The organism is Thiothrix litoralis (assembly GCF_017901135.1).
GTDB classification, from domain to species: Bacteria; Pseudomonadota; Gammaproteobacteria; order Thiotrichales; family Thiotrichaceae; genus Thiothrix; species Thiothrix litoralis.
This window is the reverse complement of record NZ_CP072801.1, coordinates 2,994,756-3,009,156: the sequence shown is the minus strand read 5'-3', so window position 1 is coordinate 3,009,156 and position 14,401 is coordinate 2,994,756. Positions and strand designations below refer to the sequence as shown.

General features: G+C 55.4%; 17 protein-coding genes and 1 riboswitch. Of the genes, 6 read left to right on the top strand and 11 right to left on the bottom strand.

Annotated elements, in window-relative coordinates; genetic code table 11:
• Positions 1-10: 10 nt before the first annotated feature.
• Positions 11-781, bottom strand: coding sequence for a TatD family hydrolase (locus tag J9253_RS14550; protein WP_210221640.1), 771 nt, complete (start codon positions 779-781; stop codon positions 11-13).
• A gap of 174 nt (positions 782-955) precedes the next feature.
• Between J9253_RS14550 and J9253_RS14545 the strand changes: the two genes are divergently transcribed.
• The 3 genes from J9253_RS14545 (at position 956) to J9253_RS14535 (ending at position 4,432) form a co-directional block, all read left to right on the top strand.
• Positions 956-1,783, top strand: a complete 828-nt coding sequence (locus J9253_RS14545) for a metallophosphoesterase (protein WP_210221639.1) — start codon at positions 956-958, stop codon at positions 1,781-1,783.
• Positions 1,784-1,804: 21 nt separating this feature from the next.
• A riboswitch (cobalamin riboswitch) is annotated at positions 1,805-1,943 on the top strand.
• Between the two features lie 61 nt (positions 1,944-2,004).
• The gene (btuB, locus tag J9253_RS14540) at positions 2,005-3,846 is read left to right on the top strand and encodes a TonB-dependent vitamin B12 receptor (RefSeq protein ID WP_210221638.1); all 1,842 of its coding nucleotides are present in this window, start codon (positions 2,005-2,007) and stop codon (positions 3,844-3,846) included.
• Positions 3,847-3,871: 25 nt separating this feature from the next.
• On the top strand, positions 3,872-4,432 hold the full coding sequence (locus tag J9253_RS14535) for a hypothetical protein (protein ID WP_210221637.1): 561 nt from the start codon (positions 3,872-3,874) through the stop codon (positions 4,430-4,432).
• Positions 4,433-4,496: 64 nt separating this feature from the next.
• On the opposite strand, the gene J9253_RS14530 is transcribed toward J9253_RS14535, so the two are convergent.
• A complete protein-coding gene (locus J9253_RS14530) occupies positions 4,497-4,658 on the bottom strand; it encodes a hypothetical protein (RefSeq protein ID WP_210221636.1) in 162 nt (53 codons plus the stop codon).
• Positions 4,659-4,778: 120 nt separating this feature from the next.
• Here J9253_RS14530 and J9253_RS14525 point away from each other — a divergent pair, with 120 nt between their 5' ends.
• From J9253_RS14525 to cobO, 3 genes are read left to right on the top strand one after another with little or no spacing between them, the layout of a single operon-like run.
• Complete coding sequence (locus tag J9253_RS14525; protein WP_210221635.1) at positions 4,779-5,984, top strand: AfsR/SARP family transcriptional regulator; 1,206 nt, start codon at positions 4,779-4,781, stop codon at positions 5,982-5,984.
• Positions 5,984-6,949, top strand: coding sequence for a tRNA-dihydrouridine synthase (locus tag J9253_RS14520; RefSeq protein WP_210221634.1), 966 nt, complete (start codon positions 5,984-5,986; stop codon positions 6,947-6,949). Before J9253_RS14525 ends, J9253_RS14520 begins: the two co-directional genes overlap by 1 nt.
• Entirely contained in the window at positions 6,942-7,547 is a 606-nt protein-coding gene (gene cobO, locus J9253_RS14515) for a cob(I)yrinic acid a,c-diamide adenosyltransferase (protein WP_210221633.1), read from the top strand. Before J9253_RS14520 ends, cobO begins: the two co-directional genes overlap by 8 nt.
• Here cobO and J9253_RS14510 read toward each other — a convergent pair.
• The 9 genes from J9253_RS14510 to J9253_RS14470 form a co-directional block, all read right to left on the bottom strand.
• The gene (locus J9253_RS14510) at positions 7,519-8,382 is read right to left on the bottom strand and encodes a hypothetical protein (RefSeq protein WP_210221632.1); all 864 of its coding nucleotides are present in this window, start codon (positions 8,380-8,382) and stop codon (positions 7,519-7,521) included. The two genes, cobO and J9253_RS14510, sit on opposite strands and share 29 nt — an antisense overlap.
• A 33-nt stretch (positions 8,383-8,415) precedes the next feature.
• Entirely contained in the window at positions 8,416-9,741 is a 1,326-nt protein-coding gene (locus J9253_RS14505; protein ID WP_210221631.1) for a hypothetical protein, read from the bottom strand.
• A gap of 161 nt (positions 9,742-9,902) precedes the next feature.
• A complete protein-coding gene (locus J9253_RS14500; protein ID WP_210221630.1) occupies positions 9,903-10,634 on the bottom strand; it encodes an adenosylcobinamide-GDP ribazoletransferase in 732 nt (243 codons plus the stop codon).
• Complete coding sequence (locus J9253_RS14495; protein WP_210221629.1) at positions 10,631-11,326, bottom strand: histidine phosphatase family protein; 696 nt, start codon at positions 11,324-11,326, stop codon at positions 10,631-10,633. The genes J9253_RS14500 and J9253_RS14495 overlap by 4 nt, the downstream gene beginning before the upstream one ends.
• A gap of 8 nt (positions 11,327-11,334) precedes the next feature.
• Entirely contained in the window at positions 11,335-12,378 is a 1,044-nt protein-coding gene (gene cobT, locus J9253_RS14490; protein WP_210221628.1) for a nicotinate-nucleotide--dimethylbenzimidazole phosphoribosyltransferase, read from the bottom strand.
• Entirely contained in the window at positions 12,366-12,896 is a 531-nt protein-coding gene (cobU, locus tag J9253_RS14485; RefSeq protein ID WP_210221627.1) for a bifunctional adenosylcobinamide kinase/adenosylcobinamide-phosphate guanylyltransferase, read from the bottom strand. Before cobU ends, cobT begins: the two co-directional genes overlap by 13 nt.
• Before the next feature lie 5 nt (positions 12,897-12,901).
• On the bottom strand, positions 12,902-13,408 hold the full coding sequence (gene pyrR / locus J9253_RS14480; protein WP_210221626.1) for a bifunctional pyr operon transcriptional regulator/uracil phosphoribosyltransferase PyrR: 507 nt from the start codon (positions 13,406-13,408) through the stop codon (positions 12,902-12,904).
• Positions 13,389-13,835, bottom strand: a complete 447-nt coding sequence (gene ruvX, locus J9253_RS14475; protein WP_210221625.1) for a Holliday junction resolvase RuvX — start codon at positions 13,833-13,835, stop codon at positions 13,389-13,391. Before ruvX ends, pyrR begins: the two co-directional genes overlap by 20 nt.
• Positions 13,832-14,398, bottom strand: coding sequence for a YqgE/AlgH family protein (locus tag J9253_RS14470; protein ID WP_210221624.1), 567 nt, complete (start codon positions 14,396-14,398; stop codon positions 13,832-13,834). The genes ruvX and J9253_RS14470 overlap by 4 nt, the downstream gene beginning before the upstream one ends.
• Positions 14,399-14,401 lie beyond the last annotated feature (3 nt).

The window sequence follows — 14,401 nt, the reverse complement described above, 5'->3', positions numbered from 1 at the left end:
AGGACTCACATTACAGTTTGAATAATTGTACCGCATTGGCGGTGGTCACTTCAGCAATCCGTGCGAGGCTTTCGCCGCGTAGTTCAGCCAAGGTGGCGGCGATGACCGGCAAGCGGGTGGGGTCATTGCGTTTGCCACGCCAGGCGCTATCCGGCTGGTCGGGGGCGTCAGTTTCCAGCAACAGGGCTTCCAGCGGTACATTGGCAAGGATAGTACGTAAGCGTTGGGCGCGTGGATAGGTTGATGTGCCGCCAACACCCAGATAAAACCCGCGTTCGATCAGTTGGTTGGCTTGTTGCTGGCTACCCGCGAAGCTGTGAATGACACCTTTTAAATTATTTTCACCAGAGAAGCGCCGAATGTGTTTCAGAACACAGTCAAGCGAGCGTCTTGCATGGATAATCAGCGGCAGATCGAATTCACGGGCAAGCTTCAAATGAGCAGTGAAGAGGTCTTCTTGCGTCTGGATATCCAGATGTGGCAGAAAAAAGTCCAATCCGCATTCGCCAACGGCAACGGGTTGTTCTTGTTCCAGCCAGTGGCGTAAAGCCACGATATCTTCAGGGGTATGTTCTGCCAGGTATACCGGATGCAGACCATAAGTCGCATGAAAATGTGGGGATTCAGAACAAATATCGCGCAGTCGCGGCCAATGTTTGGCGCTGGTTGCCGGGAATATAAGATCAGTGACCCCCCGTTCGTGCATTTTATCGACTAATAATGACCTGTCATCAGTAAAATCAGGCTCGTCGAAGTGGCAATGTGTGTCGATCAGTTTCATTTGCAGTAAAATACAAGATTATCAGTGTAATGAACAGGATGTGACGGTTTAACAGTACTTGTGTTGCTGGTTGTTGTTGCCTGAAAAAGGAGCTAGCCAAACAAATGAAAATAACTATAAAATGTGGTTATGTGGTCAGTTGCGTTAAGATAGGCTCGTGAGGGGCTATAAATTATGAAAAAAATACCTGACACGGTACGCCTGTTTCAGGTCACCGACAGTCACTGCTACGCCAGCGATGATTCCCGTTTGACCTGGACGGATATGCCTATTTATCCGAATCTGTCGTTGAAGGCCATGTTGGCACATTTGCGGACGCGTGTTGTTGGTTACAGTGCCTTGATGCTGACCGGGGATTTGGCGCAGGAAGAGACTCCCGCGACCTATCAGCGTGTCAATACGATGCTGAATGCTTTTCCGTTGCCGGTGTATACCATTCCGGGTAATCATGATATTCCCAAGATGATGCAGGAAAATCTCAGTGGTAATGTGCAAATGCCGGAACATGTGGCAGTGGGTAAGTGGCATTTGTTATTGCTGGATACCCATGCTGACGGCAAACCCGACGGGCGTTTGACGGATGAGCAATTCGAGCGCTTTGAAAAATTGCTGGTGAGTATCCGGGAAGACCATTTCGTGGCTGTTTTCATGCACCATCACCCCGTTCCTATCGGCAGCGAGTGGATGGATGTGATGGGGTTGCGACAAAGAACCTATTTCTGGAATCTGGTGGAACACTTCCCTCAGGTGAAAGTGGTCTTCAATGGGCATATCCATCAGGAATTCAACGGTCAGCATGAGTATGCTGGTGGACGCACGGTGGCTGTCCACGGTACACCGGCAACGTGTGTGCAGATGAAGCCGGTACGCCAAAATATCGAGTTCGACCACACGCGCCCGGCGTGGCGTGATATTGTGCTGTTGCCGGATGGTCGTGTGCAAACGCAGGTACATTACCTGCCTTTTGTGGTGCGTGAAGAGGCCATCAAATCCTCGATTTGACAGCCTAAGCCTAATCCCGTAACGTGCAGCACTGTTCAGGTGCTGCCCGTTTGTTGCGGGCGTTAAACGGGAAGTTGGTGTAAGACCAACACTGCCCTCGCAACGGTAAGCAGTTTAAATAAGCTGTAAGTCCGATACCGGCCTGACAAGGTGCGACCTTACCTCGGTCGCTTGGTATACGTGCGCGACGGGCGCATCGCTACGGACGGAACCCATATCCCATGAAATCATTCCCTCTTGCCGTAGTGTTCGGCACTGCTGCTGTTTGCCTGTCGGCATCCCCGCTGGTATTGGCGGAAGACGCCACACCCACCTCCCTTAATGACATCGTTGTTACCGCTGACCGCAAGGCGCAGACGGTAGACGGAACCCTTGCTCCGGTCAGCATTATTACCCGCGCCGCTATTGAAAAATATCAGGCGAGCAGCCTGCCTGAGGTTTTGCGGCGTTTACCGGGCATTACCCTCAGTAATAGCGGTGGGGTTGGTAAAACAACGTCGGTGTTTATTCGCGGCACTCATTCCAGTCATGTACTGGTCTTAGTCGATGGTATTAAAGTCGGTTCCGCCACCACCGGCAGCGTAGCGTTTGAAGACCTGCCATTGGATCAAGTGGAACGTATCGAAGTCGTGCGTGGCCCGCGTTCCAGTCTGTACGGCTCGGAAGCGATTGGCGGCGTGATCCAGATTTTCACCCGCAAAGGCGGCAAAGGTTTTCAGCCAGAAGTCAGTGTAGGCATTGGTAGCCACAATACTCAACAAGCCCATGCAAACCTTGCGGGCGGTGATGGCACAACGTGGTACAACCTGAATGCTGGCAAGGACAAAACCGACGGCATCAATGTTACTGCCAATAACAGCGAACCGGATCGGGATGGTTATAAACGTGACAGCGTTACCTTGCGTGCCGGACACCGTTTTGCTGATGGTACGATGCTGGAAGCGTCTGCCTTGCACGCCAAGGGTGAAAACCATTTCGATGGCAGCTTCAATAATGAGTCACGTTTTACCCAGCAGGTGCTGAATGCCAAGTTACAGCGTTTACTGAATGACAATGTGTTACTGACTGCACAACTGGGGCAGGCACGGGACGATTCTGACAATTACCTCAACGGTGTCCCGCTGACGGCTTACCGCACCTACAATACTCAGCGTAATACAGGCACACTTCAGGCCGATATGGTCGTGGGTGCGAAGGGAACGGCAACGCTGGGGCTTGATCAGCAACAGGACAAGGTAATCAGTGACAGTGCCTACGAGCGCACTTCCCGCGACAATACCGGCGTGTTTGCCAATTACCAGACAGATATTGGCGCAATACGGCTGGATGTTTCTGCCCGTCATGACAAGAATGAACAGTTTGGTAGCCACAATACCGGAAACATCGCGCTGGGGCGTGATCTCAACAACGGGATGCGGGTAACGGCAGCGTATGGCACGGCGTTTAAAGCACCGACGTTCAATGACCTGTATTACCCGTTCAGTGGTGACCCGAATTTGCAGCCGGAAACCTCCCAAAGTGTGGAACTGGGTGTTTCTGGGAAACTGGCTGGTGACAGAGTGCAGTGGTCAGCCAATGCCTTCAGCAATGAGATTGAGCATTTGATTAGCTACCCTCCACCCGATTACGCCGTTAGCCAGACCGATAAGGCGCGAATTCGTGGGCTGGAACTGAGTGCTGCTACGCAAGTGGCAGGCTGGGACATCAACGCCAATGCTACCGTGCAGCAGCCGGAAAACCGCAGCGGTACGAATACCGGCAAGACCCTGATTTACCGCCCCAAGCAGTTTGCCAATGTGGATGTTGACCGTGCGATGGGCAAATTCCGCGTGGGCGGCAGTGTCCATGCCGAAAGCCAGCGTTACACCGACGATACTAATACCGAGAGCAAAAAACTGGCGGGTTATGGCACGCTGGACTTACGCGCTGATTATCGGGTGTCGAAAGACTGGACAGTGGGCGCAAAAGTCGGCAACGTACTGGGCAAGGATTACCAAACCAGCAACGGCTATAATCAAGACGGTGTTAATGGCTTAGTGACAGTTAAGTACGCGCCGAAGTAATTTACCCACCTAACAGGAGATGTTTATGTTCACACTTTCAACCAAAAACCAATGGCTGGTGGGCGGCGTATTGCTAGCAGCCATGCTCGTTACCCGTGCGCATGTGAGCGATCATTTGCTGGATGCGTCGTGGGCGGTGTTCTTGCTGGCAGGTTTTTATCTGCGCAAGGTGCTGGCGTTTGGCGTATTCATGGCGACCGCTGTGGCGATTGATTACATGGCCATCAATCAGTTTGGTGTCAGCAGTTTCTGTGTGTCGCAGGCGTATGTGGCGTTGGTTCCGGCTTACGGTGCGTTGTTTATGGCTGGGCGTTGGTTTGCGGGTCAATATCAGGGCGAAACGCTGGCATCACTGGGCAAACTGATGCTGGCGGTTGTGGTTGGTTTCGCGGTGTCGGAATTGATTTCCAGCGGCAGCTTTTATGCGCTTTCCGGGACAGTGACTGATGTCAGTCTGGCGGGTTTCATGGAATCTTTGCTGAAGTATTCTCCGCACGGTTTGTACATCATGAGCCTGTACGTGACGATTGCGGCTTTGCTGCATGTTGCATTACGTCAGGTAACGCAGTCTGACCTAGCCGTTTGAGGGGTTAACCCCGTGTATAACCCGTCTTGGCAGGTTATGCACGGATGGGATGCTCATTTGCCCCTTATTTATCCACCAGTGCCACACTCACCGTGGGCACGGGGGCTTTTGCCAACTTTTCCTGAGCCGCAATCCGGTTTGCTGTTGTCGCACCTGCTGCGGTAATCAAAGCGGCCAGTACAAAACCAAGGGTTATGGGGTCTGCAAAACCACGCATCTTTTTCATCACATTCACCTCTTTGTTTCCATTGACGATGGGCGCAGAATACAGACCTAGCGTCAAGCAATGGTCAAGGTAGAAGCCCCAGTGAAAAAATGTAAGCTCATGTTATTTGGCGGTTTTCGCTTGATAAATATCAATGGCGAAACACTTGCGCCTAATTCCCGCAAGGCCAAGGCGTTACTGGCATGGCTGGCAGTCAACCCGGACAGGCAGCATCCCCGTGAGCAACTGGCAGCGGTACTCTGGCCTGACAGTGATGAAATTCAGGGCAGGCACAGCCTGCGGCAGGCATTGGCTGAGTTGCGCAAGGTGTTGCCGGATGATGCCGGCCCCTTGCATACCACCAAGGACTGGATTGTGCTCGACAGCGAGCAGATTGCTGTCGATGTCATTGATTTTGACAAGGAGCTTACCAGCGGCACGGATATGGCGCTGGATCGTGCGATTGAGTTGTACACCGGCGCGTTTCTGGAAGGCTGTAACCCGCACTCGGATTCCTTTGATGAATGGCTGGAAACCTACCGTAATGATTACAGCATCCGCGCTTCCGCCGCGCTGGAGCAACGGCTAGCAAGCCTGCTGGAGCAAGGGGAGGATGAGCGGGTGGCTTATTTTGCGGTGCGTTTGTTGGGGATTGACCCTTTGCGGGAGCAGGCATACCGGGCTTTGTTATGGGCGCATGTCAGGCTGGGGAACCATGCCGCTGCCCTGCGCTGGTATCGGCGTTGCCAGAACGTGTTGCAGCGCGAACTGGGGGTGGAACCTGACCCGGCAACCCAGGCACTGTACGCTGAACTCCTGTCTGGCTGGGTAGCAGAGTCAGCCGAAGCACCCGTGAAACCCGCCTTGCCGACCAAGCCCCCCGCACTTACCTGTTCCGCTAAAAAAACGGCGCGTATCCTCTATCTGGTCGAAACGGCGATTGAAGGCATTCTGGACAATATCGGTGGGCAAGGTTTCCTGATACGCGGTGAAAGTACCCCGGAAAAAACCGCCTTGCTTGATAGCATTACTACCTTGGCGACCTCCCGTGGTTTTTCCTGTTGCCAGCGCGAAGTACCCGGCTTTGCCAATGCGGAGGATGATGCGCTTTGGGAAGCGTTCACCCGTGGTACGTCAGCCTGTTTGCTGAACCAGCCGGTGTTATTGGTGGTGGAAAACATCCATCTTGCCAGTCTGGGAACACTGAAATTACTGGCTGGCTTGATTGCCGCAGCGGGTAATGGTGCGATCCTGTTGGTGATGACTTCCTGCTTTGAAGGTGAACCGCTGGATCCGGTCTGGCGGGGGGCAATGCGGGGTGCGCCATTGACGACGGTTGACCTGTAATGCGTTTAATCCTTGCCCCAATGGAAGGCGTGATGGATCACACCATGCGTGACCTGCTGACCCGCGTGGGTGGCTACGAACGCTGCGTGACCGAATTCGTGCGCGTGGTGGATCGGCAATTGCCCTCGCGGGTGTTTTACCGCGCCTGCCCGGAATTACGCAACGGTGGAACAACCCCAGCGGGAACGCCGGTTTACGTGCAACTCCTCGGCGGCGACCCAGAGAGCATGGCGCTGAATGCGCAAGTGCTGGAACGTTTGGGTGCACCCGGCATCGACATCAATTTCGGCTGCCCCTCCAAAACCGTGAATAAAAGCGATGGCGGCTCGGTGCTGCTGCGTGAACCTGATCGGGTACACGGCATCATTCGAGCAGTACGCGAAGTGGTCAGCCCGCACATTCCGGTAACCGCCAAAATCCGTCTCGGTTTCAAGGACAGCAGCCTGTTTGAAGACATTGCGCTGGGGGTGGAAGCGGCCGGGGCAACCGAGTTGTGCATCCACGCCCGTACCAAACAGCACGGTTACTTGCCCCCAGCCTATTGGGCAGAAATCGGCAAGGTAAAACCCAAACTCAGTATCCCGGTGATTGCCAATGGCGAAATCTGGTCAGGCGCGAATGCCCGCCAAGCGCAGGCCGACAGCGGTTGTACTGATTTAATGCTGGGGCGTGGCGCGTTGAGTTTCCCTGATCTGGCGCGGGTCATTCACGCCCAGCAGGCCGGGGAAGCCTACACCCCGCTGCCGTGGGCGGAGGTCTTGCCGCTGGTGGTGCAATACGCCGGAGAGCTTGAGCAACGTGCGCCGAAATACGCCGCTAGTTTCATCAAGCAATGGTTTACCTATTTGCGCCGCCAATACCCCGAAGCGGAAAGCCTGTTCCAGCACATAAAACGCATGAAACTGCCTTGTGAGATCAAAGCCGCTATCATCTCGCCTTTTCACCAAGGTAACGACTATGACTGACACCGCCAAAAACACTCGCCACCAAGCCCGCATGGCATGTAAAAAAGCCGTGATTGACGCCAGCATTGCGCGTGCGGATCAGGAAAAAGGTTTGCTGCTGGTGCTGACTGGCAATGGCAAGGGCAAGTCCAGTTCGGCATTTGGCATGGTGGGACGTTCCTTGGGGCATGGCATGAAGGTGGGCGTTTGCCAGTTCCTCAAAAGCCGTACCGATACGGGTGAAGAGGCATTTTTTAGCCGCGACCCCAAGGTGGAATGGCATGTGCTGGGCGATGGTTTTACGTGGGAAACCCAGAACCGCGAGCAGGATATTGCCACTTCACAACGCGGCTGGGCAGTGGCGCAGCGGATGCTGGCCGATCCCAGTTACGCGATGGTGGTGCTGGATGAGCTGACCTACCTGTTGAATTACGGCTATCTGGATGCCGATCAGGTGCTGGATGACATCGCCGCCCGCCCAGCGATGCAGCATGTGGTAGTCACAGGGCGGGCAGCCAGCGAAGCCTTACGCGACCTTGCTGACACCGTGTCAGACATTGCCGATGTGAAACACGCTTACCGCGAGGGCATCATGGCACAAAAGGGGGTTGATCTGTAACCCACTGATCCACCAAGACTTTGGCGCGGCGTGCATATTCGTCATACGCCTTTTTCCAGTCTTTCCCGGTTAGTTCCGGGAAGTACAAGGGCTGGCAATCTTGCGCCATGATGTCGGTGTCGGCGAGGTAATAGCCTTTGTTACGGTAACGCCAAGTGAATTCTGCCCCACCGCATTGCAGTGCATTCTTCGGGAAGGCGCGTTTCAGGAATAACTGGGTGCGGATTTCCTTGTAACCCTGTTCCTTTTGCTGGTTGGTGACGTACACATTGCCGTCACCTTCTGCCAGTACCCGGTATTTGCTGTTAGCGGTTTTTTGCACGACCCAATAATGGGGTTCGGTGTCACCGCTGCGTAAGGCTTCGGATGCGTCGGCACTCAGGCATTGCTTGGCTGAAAAGGCCACCATCCATTCCTGGGTAGCACTTTTATCATCCAGCTCAAACGGCACGGCAAGCATCGGGCAGTTAGTGCGCTTGGCAAGGTTTTCCGGGGTATACAGTGTCGGGAATAGCGGGCGGAACGGGTTGGTGGTAGTTGATGCTGCCAACGCTGCTTTCAGTTCACGGGAAATCGGCTTGAAGGCATCGGCATAGGCTGTGCCCACGAGGTCAGCTTTGTTTTTATAGAGCACTACCGAGCCATTCGCGGGTGGCAGGGATGCGCTCAAGGGGGGAAAACGGGTTTCAAAGAAGGCTTTATACCAGCTACTCCCCAGCTTGACCGCCTGAGCGTCGGGGGCGGCGAAGCTGCTGGCACTGAAGCAGCACCCTAATGCCAACAGTAAAGGGGTTAGCGTTTTTGTGTGACACACCATCAGGTCTTCATCCTCCATGATAATCCTGTGATTTGATCGGTCTTTAACCGATTAACTCACCACTTGGGCAAAACCGCGTTGTGACAGCTCGACCATCACGGCTTGCCATTGCGCGGGCGTCTGTGGATATTGACCCTTCAACAGGGTTAGTAGTTCAACCATATCGACATTCCGGTAGCAAGTCCCGTTCGGAATGACTTGCTGCCGGAAATCCCGCGTAGCCGGTACGCCTAAAATGGCTTCGTATTGGTAGTACCGCGCATCCGTTGAGCGGATGGATGCTTTATTGCTGAAACCCAGCACATAAATATTAGCACCACCTCCCAAGCGTAGAGGATACAACGCGATTTTGCTATCCGCCAAGGGACGATTGTTGATGTCAGTGTTACCGAGGATCGAGCCGCTCAACATGCCATTGATGGAAATAGTGTGTTCCCCGCCGATTTGCAGGCTGTTGCTGCGGATGTGCAGGTTACGGAATGCGCCATCCGTCGCAAAGACACCTTGCAATGCGCCATCCGAATAAATCAGGTTGCCGGTTACGCTAACATTGTTCATGACTGCCCCACCGAACTGGTTGATGCCGTCGCTAATGCCGGGAATCAACTGCACGGCATCACGGTGCGCCATGCGCAGGAAGGGGAAAACCCGGTAGGGGCGTCCTTGCTGTTTCTGGTATTCGTTGATGCTGTTGACCAGTCGATTAAAATCTTGCGCAAATTCGGAGTAAACGGTGTCATCGACGATCATCAAATTGCCGATGGTAATGTTACCCGAGCTGTAAACCTGCATAAAGTCGCGGATAAAGAACGTTTCCCCCGCGTGTAGCCCACGGGTATTCAGGGTGGGGAAGCGCCGTTGGTCGGCACTGCCGGGGTGTGGCAAGCTATTGTTCAAGGCTTGCGACTGCGCCTGATTACGAATCCAGTGCAGCGGTGAGCCGTTGTTTTGGCGGACAATATCATAAGCCGCCGCCTTGGCATCGTTGGCGGGGATACTGGAGCTGCTGTATTCACCATCCAGCAAAGCTTTGAGAATGGCGTTGTGGGCGTAATCCTGACTGCCACCGCTGGCATTGAAGGCATCTGCTGTGGTTGTGATGAAATCATTGCTGCTGATAGCCGGTTGCGGCGTTATTACTGGTGTTGGCGCAGGGACAGGTCGCGGTGCTGGCGCGTTCAACCAGTCGGTTAAGCGTTTGGACTCGGCATTGTAACTGTCGCGGCGGTCACGCCAGACATAAGCCGACGCAGTATTGCTGACTTTCAAGGATGCGCGCATTCGTGTGTCAGCATCCAGCGCCAGACGGTTCAATTCCAGAATTTTGGCTTTGACAACAGCACGGTCATCGGTGCTGGTAGTAATAGTTTGTGGCATGGCGAGGCTCCCCAAAGAGTTATTTTTGCCCATTTTCTAGTTAGATAGACCAACATGTCTCTCTAAAGTTAGATGGGCGTAGCCATTTTCGCCATGTTATTTTTTAGCCACAATAACCGTTCATTTGTGGGAAGCTACCATTTACCGGGATAATCCTTGCTTTAAGAAAATGACAATGCAGCCCCAAGCAGCCAGAACATTTCGCCGCTTTCCACACTTGCACCCGCTGTATCCCCGGTACAGCCTTGCAAACGTTGCAACATGAGCCGTCGTAGTAGCCAAAAGCCCAGTAAGGTCAAGCTGATAGCAGCGCTGGAAACGGCTAGCCCCAGCAGCAAACCACCCAGCGTTATCCACCACGCGGCGGTGCGCGGCAGGTGTTGCGTGACCGCACTGGCAAGGCCGCCTGCCCGCACATACGGCGTGGTTAAAAACAGCAGCAGGATCAAGGTGCGCCCGATCACGGGGGCGAGCAAGATAACCTGCCAGTGGTGATGCTCCAGCAAGACTGCCAAGGCCGCAAATTTCAGCAGTAACACTCCCACCAAGGCAATCACCCCCGCCGCACCAACCAGCGGGTCTTTGAGGATGCGCTGGGTTTTTTCCGCATCGCCAAAGCCGCCGAGCCAAGCATCGGCACTGTCTGCCAGACCATCCAAGTGCAAGCCCCCTGTCAAGGCTGCCCATAGTACGGTGAGGATGGCTGCCAGTAATAAGGGGGGGGCATGAGGAAATACCAGTACCGGCAGGTACAATAAAGCGCCAATCAGCAAGCCAACCAGCGGGTAATACAAGGCAGCACGGGCAAAGTCAGGCGCTTCCAGCTTACCCAGCACAGGCACAGGCAAGCGGGTGAGGAAGGCAATGGCAAGGAACAGGTGGGTTGGTATCAAGCGTGCGGCAAACCGTGCGCCAACAATGAGGTTTCGCCATCCGGGTAAGTGCGCACGCGGGTAATCTGCGCGTAGCCGACTTCAAACCGCAAACTGCGCTGGTAGAGGATATTCAGCACCTTGGCGAGTACCACGCGGATCACGCCTGCATGAGTCAACAGCAAGATGTTTTTCCCGGCATAGAGGGTTTGCAATTCATCCCATGCTTGTTGTACCCGGTCGATGAAATCTTCCATCGCCTCGCCATTAGGCGCGACAAAACGGCGTGGTTGATACCACAGTTGTTGCATCAGCTCTGGGTATTCTTCCCAGATGGTGGTTTGGGGTTTACCGATCCAGTCACCAAAATCCATTTCCCCAAAGCGCGGGTCAACTCCAAACGGGCAGTTCAGGCGTTGTGCCAACAGGCGGGCAAAGTCATGGCAGCGACGACTGGGGGAACTGATGACCATATCCCACTGCCCGCGCTGGGTTGCTAACGTCAGTTGCTTCCAGCCATGGTTGCCGAGTGGTTCGTTGCTGGGGGCGCAAAACAGGTTCGGCGTAACCACTTGTCCGTGGCGTAACAAGTCCACCGTGGTGGGTATGGTGATGGGTTCAGGCGGTTGTTCTTCAGGGGGCGCAACGGTTTCCTGCGGTTCGTCAGGAACCACTTCCGGGTTGGTGTTGCTTGCGTCAGTGTCGTTTTGCATCGCGGTACTCACAGTTTTCCGGCCACAGCCGCTTCAGCGAAGGTTGCCATCTGGTTGTGCAAGGCACAGGCCAAGCGTAACAGGGGGACGGCAACCGCAGCACCGCTGCCTTCGCCCAAGCGTAAGTTTAAGTCTAGCAGAGGGCGCTGTTTTAATGCGGCAACAGCAAAGAAATGCCCCGGTTCTGCCGAGGTATGCGACAGGAATAACCAGTCTGCCACGCTGGGCTGTACCTTGCTAGCAATCAGCGCGGCGGCAGTGCTGATGAAACCGTCCACCAGCACGGGCAAGCCAAGCTGGGCAGCCCGCAGATACGCGCCAGTCAGGGCTGCGATTTCAAAGCCACCCAAGCGGCGCAACACTTCCAGCGGCTCGTCGAAATGGCTGCGGTGCTGGTTGAGGATGCGGCGAATCACGTTTACCTTGTGCTCGATGCCCGCGTGGTCCAGACCTGTACCGGAGCCGGTAGCATCGAGTATCGCCACATCCAGCAAGGCACAATACATCGCGGTCGCGGCGGTGGTATTGGCAATGCCCATTTCTCCGCCGATGAATAGCTCGGCATTACTGGCGTGGGCGCGTTCTGCGGCATCCGCCCCGGCTTGTAGGGCAAGGTTGAGTTGGGCGCTGGTCATGGCGGCATCGAGGGCGCTGTTCGCCGTGCCATTACCTGACCGTTGGCTAATGAGCTTGGGGTGCGTAATCGGGGTTTTGACGCCGACATCGACGATTTCCAAGGTTGCGCCCAGTGCGCGTGCCAGCACGTTAATGGCCGCGCCGCCATTCAGAAAGTTGTGCACCATTTGCACGGTAACGGCTTGCGGGAAAGCTGAGACACCCTCTTCGGCCACCCCGTGGTCGGCGGCGAAGACACTGATGTGTACCTTGTCGACAGCGGGTTGTTCACTGCCTTGTAATCCAGCAAGGCGGATGGCAACCGCTTCCAGCTCACCCAGTGCGCCGGGGGGTTTGGTGAGTTGCGACTGGCGTAAGTGTGCCGCTGCTATCGCCGCCACGTTGGGGGCTTTTACGGGGGTCTTTAACCATTCCATGGCATGATTCCTTTCAGTGGGTGCGGCAAACCTGCCACCATGAATACTACCGTTGCCAGTTGCGCTGCCAGTTGCTGGTGAAGCTGGCCTGCGTGGTCGACGTAACGCCGGGTTAGTTCGCCTAACGGTACAACGCCCAGACCGACTTCGTTGCTGACCAGCAGCAGATCACCGGGCAGTTGTGGCAAGCATTCCAGCAAGGCTTGCGTTTCGGTGGGCAGGCGGTTGGCATCTTCCTGACATAATAGGTTGGTGAGCCATAGGGTCAGGCAATCGACCAGCAGCAAGCGTCCGGGGGCGGCGTATTGTTGCAGGGTGGTTGCCAGTGCCAGCGGTTCCTCGATGGTCTGCCAATGGGCGGGGCGTGAAGCGCGGTGGTGAGCAATGCGGGCGTGCATTTCGGCATCGTGCGCGGTTGCGGTGGCGATGTAGATCACCTCACGCCCGGACTGCTGGGCAAGGGTCTCGGCGTGGCGGCTTTTGCCGGAGCGTGCGCCGCCAAGGATTAAGGCTTGCAAGGGTTTCAGGCTTCCAGCAATTGCAGGGTCAGCGGTTCCGGGCCGGAAATCTGGTAGCGGAAAGCGCTGCCAGGCTCTTCGTGCAGCGCGACGATTTGCGGTTCAATCGGCAGTTCGCGGCCTTCGCGGGCAATCAACGCGATGGCGGTGATGCTGGCAGGGCGGCCGAAATCGAACAGCTCATTCATCGCGCCGCGTAGGGTGCGCCCGGTGTAGATCACGTCATCCACCAGCAAGACGTGGCGATTTTCAATCTCAAACGGCAGGCGTGAAGGCTTTTGCTGGCGGTGCAGCCCAACCTGACTAAAATCGTCACGGTAGAAGGTGGTGTTCAGCTCGCCCAGCTCTTCCGGGATATGGAGGCGCTGGTGCAATGCTTGTGCCACCCAGACGCCGCCGGTGTGCAGGCCGACCATTACCGGGTCGGTAATGTGATGGTTCTGTATCCATTGGCGAGTCTGCTGTTCGAGTTGGTCGAGCAGCGCGGTAACGTTATAATTTTTGTTGTCCATGATGGTATTCCTGAATCCAGCTTTCCAGAATGATGGTTGCTGCTATTTGGTCAATTTCTTCTTTGCGCACTTTACGTTTACGCCCCGCTTGCCGTGTCTGCTTGAGACGTTGCTCGGCTTCGAGGGAAGACAGTTGTTCACTCACCACGTCCACTGGCAGACCGTAGCGGCCTTCCAGTTGGCGGATGAAGCGTAAAATCGGTTCCTGCATGGCGCTATCCGAGCCATCCAGCTTGCGGGGCATTCCCACGACCAGCCGCTTGGGCTGCCATTCTTGCAGGCAGCGAGTAATGGCGTTCCAGTCAGGTACGCCATCCTGTGCTTGCACGGTGGATTGCGGGGTGGCGATACCGGTGAGGGTATTGGTAATGGCAACGCCAATGCGTGCCTTGCCGTAATCAAAGCCTAAGATAGTCATGTGGCTCATGCGTGACCTGCGGCAATGCCCAGCAGGTTAACGTCGATACCCAGTGTCCGTGCCGCGCCTTGCCAGCGATCCTGATACGGCATTTCAAACAGGATGGGGGGCGTACATGGGCAGGTGAGCCAGGTATTTTCCTTGATTTCGTGTTCCACTTGACCGGGGCTCCAGCCTGCACAGCCCAGCAGCAGCAAGAAGTGCGCAGGGCCGTTGCCGTGGGCAATGTCTTGCAGGATGTCGCGGGAAGAGGTTAGCGCCAATTCATCCGAGACCCGCAAGGTGCTTTCCCAATTGCGTGAGCCGTCGTGTAGCACGAAGCCTTGCTCGGCCTGCACCGGCCCACCACTGAGGGCAAATTGCCCGGCAATGTGCGGATCGTCGATATTGATGTCGAGTTGCTCAAACAATTCGCCGACCGTCATGCCCAGCGGGCGGTTGACGGTCACGCCAAACGCGCCGAATTCGTCATGCTGACAGATCAGGCTGACCGTATGGTCAAAGTTCGGGTCGCCCATATTGGGCATGGCGATCAGCAGATGGTTACGCAGGTTGAGTATGTCTTGGGTCACGGC